Below are 2,377 nucleotides of genomic sequence, written 5' to 3'. Positions count from 1 at the left end.
ATCTAACAGCAAAAATAGTGGGGCTATGTTTCGCCATTAGGCCTGGCAAAACTGCTTACTTACCAGTAGGGCATAATTACTTTAATGCACCAAATCAACTAGATTGTATGCAGGTTCTTGCGTTTCTGAAATCAGTCTTTGAAGATACGACTATCGCAAAAATAGGCCATAATTTGAAATGGAATTACAGTATCTTAAAACGCTATAATATCAATTTGGCAGGTATAATCTTCGATACCATGCTAGAGTCTTATGTACTAGATAGTACATCAGGCAAGCACGATATGGATAGTTTAGCAAATCGCTATCTAAAACATACTACAGTTAGATTAGATCAAATAGCAGGAACAGGACGTAATCAACTTACCTTCAACCAAATTCCCATAAAACAGGCAGCCCTTTATGCGGCATCATGCGCTGATGTCACGCTACGTTTGCATCATAAGCTGTGGCCACGCTTAGAACAAGTACCAGATTTAAAAAAAGTATTTCAAGAAATAGAAGCCCCACTAGTACCAGTATTATCGCGTATTGAAAGTACTGGGGTTATGATTGACGAAAATATACTCGCTACTTACTCCATAGCATTTGCCAAGCGATTATGTGATTTAGAAGTAGCTGCATATGAACTAGCAAAAGAGCCTTTTAATCTCTCTTCTACTAAGCAGCTACAAGTTATTTTATATGATAAACATAAATTACCTGTACTAAAGAAAACCCCTAGCGGGGCTCGTTCTACTAACGAAGAAGTGCTGGTTGCTCTAGCGCGAAACTATCGATTACCTAGACTAATTTTGGAGTATCGTTGTCTAGCTAAGCTAAAGTCAACTTATATTAATAAGCTTCTACTGATGATAAATAAGCAGTCTAAGCGAATACATACTTCTTATCATCAAGCTATCACTACCACTGGACGTCTTTCTTCTAGTGATCCTAATTTACAGAACATACCAGTCCGCTACGAAGTAGGACGGGGTCTTCGTCAGGCTTTTATCGCGCCGCAAGATTGTTATCTTGTAGTAGCAGATTATTCACAGATTGAACTACGGATTTTAGCGCATATATCACGTGATCCAGGCCTATTGAATGCATTTTCAGTAGGAAAAGATATCCACAGTGCCACAGCAGCAGAGTTGTTCAATATCTCACTGGAGAATGTCACGAAAGACCAACGCCGACGCGCTAAAACTATTAACTTTGGTCTGATTTACGGCATGAGCGCTTTTGGGCTAGCGCGCCAATTGTCAGTATCTTGTTCAGAGGCAGATAAGTACATTAAATGTTACTTTGCTCGTTATCCCTATGTGTTAAAATATATGGAGCGTACACGTCAACAAGCTAGCAAACAAGGTTATGTTTCTACTATTGACGGTCGTAGGCTCTATTTACCAGAAATACATTCACGCAATGATATATGTAAAAAAAGTGCAGAACGTGCAGCAATTAACGCTCCTATGCAAGGAACAGCAGCAGATATTATTAAACGAGCGATGATCGCTATAGATGAATGGTTACAGAAAGAAGCTCCGCCGGTTGGTATGATTATGCAGGTGCACGATGAGCTCGTATTTGAAGTCCAGCGCAATGTAGTAAAAAAAGCTACTACTAAAATTACGGCACTAATGGAAAGTTGCTTTACTCTAGATGTACCGTTAGAAGTAGATGTACGAATAGGTAAAAACTGGGATAAAGTCAGTAAGTAAATATTATAAGCTAAATCAAAGAGTTTATTTTCCTTCCAGAGCTGAACCAACTATCTAGTTTTTGCTTCAGTTTATTTACTCCCAGCATTTGCCATGAAGAAAAAATTTCTACTTCTACATCACCTTTACCTTGGATAGATGGTATATTTTTACGTACATTATTTAACTGCGCTTGACGCGCGCAGGCAGTAATCTTATCTGCTTTATTTAATAGAATAAATACAGGTAAATTTAGTTCTACAGCAAACTGTATGATACACTTATCTAGATATTTGATTGTATGACGAATATCTATGAGCACTACGAGCCCCTTCAGACTCTCACGTTTTTGTAAATATTCATTGATACCATACTGCCACTGAGATTTCAGTGCTACTGGCACTTTAGCGTAACCATAACCAGGTAGATCAACCAAACGAATACCAGGTTCTACCTCAAAGAAATTGATAAGTTTGGTGCTGCCTGGTTTTTTACCAGTTCGAGCTAGGTTTTTCTGATTTGTAAGTATATTGATAGCACTAGACTTTCCAACATTGGAACTACCAGCAAAAGCTATCTCAATACCTCTATCGTAGAAGAGATTACTAATACACGGCGCACTATAAACAAAATGAGTTATGTGGTAATTATATTTACTTGACAAAAAGAATATTTTTCTCTTGTGAAGATTAACT

At 37.9% G+C, this 2,377-nt stretch carries 2 protein-coding genes; one reads left to right on the top strand and one right to left on the bottom strand.

Features of this window, described 5'->3' with window-relative positions; translation table 11 throughout:
- Nucleotides 1–1,703, top strand: a 1,703-nt coding sequence (gene polA / locus CEX73_RS02215) for a DNA polymerase I (RefSeq protein WP_101626969.1), incomplete at its 5' end; no start/stop codon positions are given.
- A gap of 10 nt (nt 1,704–1,713) precedes the next feature.
- On the opposite strand, the gene yihA is transcribed toward polA, so the two are convergent.
- A complete protein-coding gene (gene yihA, locus CEX73_RS02210) occupies nt 1,714–2,346 on the bottom strand; it encodes a ribosome biogenesis GTP-binding protein YihA/YsxC (RefSeq protein WP_101626968.1) in 633 nt (210 codons plus the stop codon).
- Between the last annotated feature and the right edge of the window lie 31 nt (nt 2,347–2,377).

It is taken from the genome of Candidatus Palibaumannia cicadellinicola (assembly GCF_002855795.1).
Lineage (GTDB): Bacteria > Pseudomonadota > Gammaproteobacteria > Enterobacterales > Enterobacteriaceae > Baumannia > Baumannia cicadellinicola_C.
The sequence above is the reverse complement of the archived record's forward strand: the minus strand, read 5'-3'. Positions and strand labels throughout refer to the sequence as shown.